The following is a 1,270-nucleotide window of genomic DNA, read 5'->3' as shown; positions in this document are numbered from 1 at the left end:
TGGATTTGCCCCGGTTTGATGGACACTCCGAAAAGCGCGAAAGTACGCGCGCAAGGAGTGCACGGTGGAGAAGGACGGGAAACGGAAGCGGCGGAAGTTTTCGGATGAGTACAAGGCCGAGACGGTGCGGCTGCTCCAGCGCAGCGGCAAGAGCATCGGGAAGATGGCGCTGGAGCTGGGCATCGGCGAGAGCGCATTAAGGCGGTGGGTTGGGCAGGCCGAGATCGAATCCGGGCGCGGGCCCGAAGGAGCCTTGAAGCGCAGCGAGCGCGAGGAGTTGGTGGAGCTGCGGCGTGAGAACCAACGGCTGCGAATGGAGCGTGAGATCTTAAAAAAAGCGACGGCCTTCTTCGCCAAGGAGAGCGAGTGAGATTCGCTTTTATCGCAACGGAGAAGGCCAACTACCCGGTAGCGCTGATGTGCCGGGTGCTCAAGGTCTCGCGCTCGGGTTACTACGCCTGGTGCGGGAGGCCGGCGGCAAACCACACGGCCGAGGACCAGCGGCTCGCGCTCGAGGTGGGCGCGATCTACGCCGAGAGCCGCGGCTGTTACGGCAGCCCGCGGGTGCATGCGGAGTTGCGGGCGCGCGGCCAACGGACCGGGCGCAAGCGCGTGGCGCGGCTGATGCGGGCGGCGAGTTTGCGCGCTCGTGAGCGGCGGCGCTTCCGCCGCACCACCGATTCCAGACACGGAATGGCAATCAAGGGGAACCTGCTGGCGCGGCGCTTTGCCATGCTCACGCCGAACGCCGGCTGGGTGACCGACATTACCTATCTGTGGACCCTGGAGGGTTGGTTATACCTGGCGGTAATCCTGGATCTGTTCTCGCGCCGGGTAGTCGGCTGGGCCCTGAGCGACCGGCTGGAACGAACGGTCGCCCTGGAGGCGCTGGAGATGGCGGTGACGGAGCGACAGCCAGCCGGCGGGCTGCTGCACCACTCGGACCGCGGCAGCCAATACGCCAGCCGGGAATATCAGCGGTTGCTGGAGCGGCACGGAATCGTAAGCAGCATGAGCCGCAGCGGCAACTGCTGGGACAATGCGGTGGCCGAGAGCTTCTTTGCCACCCTCAAACTGGAAATGGTGTACCGCTGCCAGTGGCGCACGCGAGCCGAGGCCCACAGCGCGGTGTTCGAATACATCGAGCTGTTTTACAACCGCCAGCGCCGGCATTCGGCGCTCGGTTATCTCTGTCCGGTTGAGTTCGAGCGTCGTCATTATGAACCGATGGCTGCCTAACCCGAGTGTCTACGCAATCGGGGCAACCTCA

General features: G+C 64.6%; 1 pseudogene. It reads left to right on the top strand.

What is annotated here, in order from left to right:
- Positions 1–64 precede the first annotated feature (64 nt).
- Positions 65–1,239, top strand: a pseudogene (locus tag IVW53_16090) (IS3 family transposase).
- Positions 1,240–1,270: the final 31 nt, after the last annotated feature.

The organism is Chloroflexota bacterium (assembly GCA_015478725.1).
Classification (GTDB): domain Bacteria; phylum Chloroflexota; class Limnocylindria; order Limnocylindrales; family CSP1-4; genus C-114.
The sequence above is the reverse complement of the archived record's forward strand: the minus strand, read 5'-3'. Positions and strand labels throughout refer to the sequence as shown.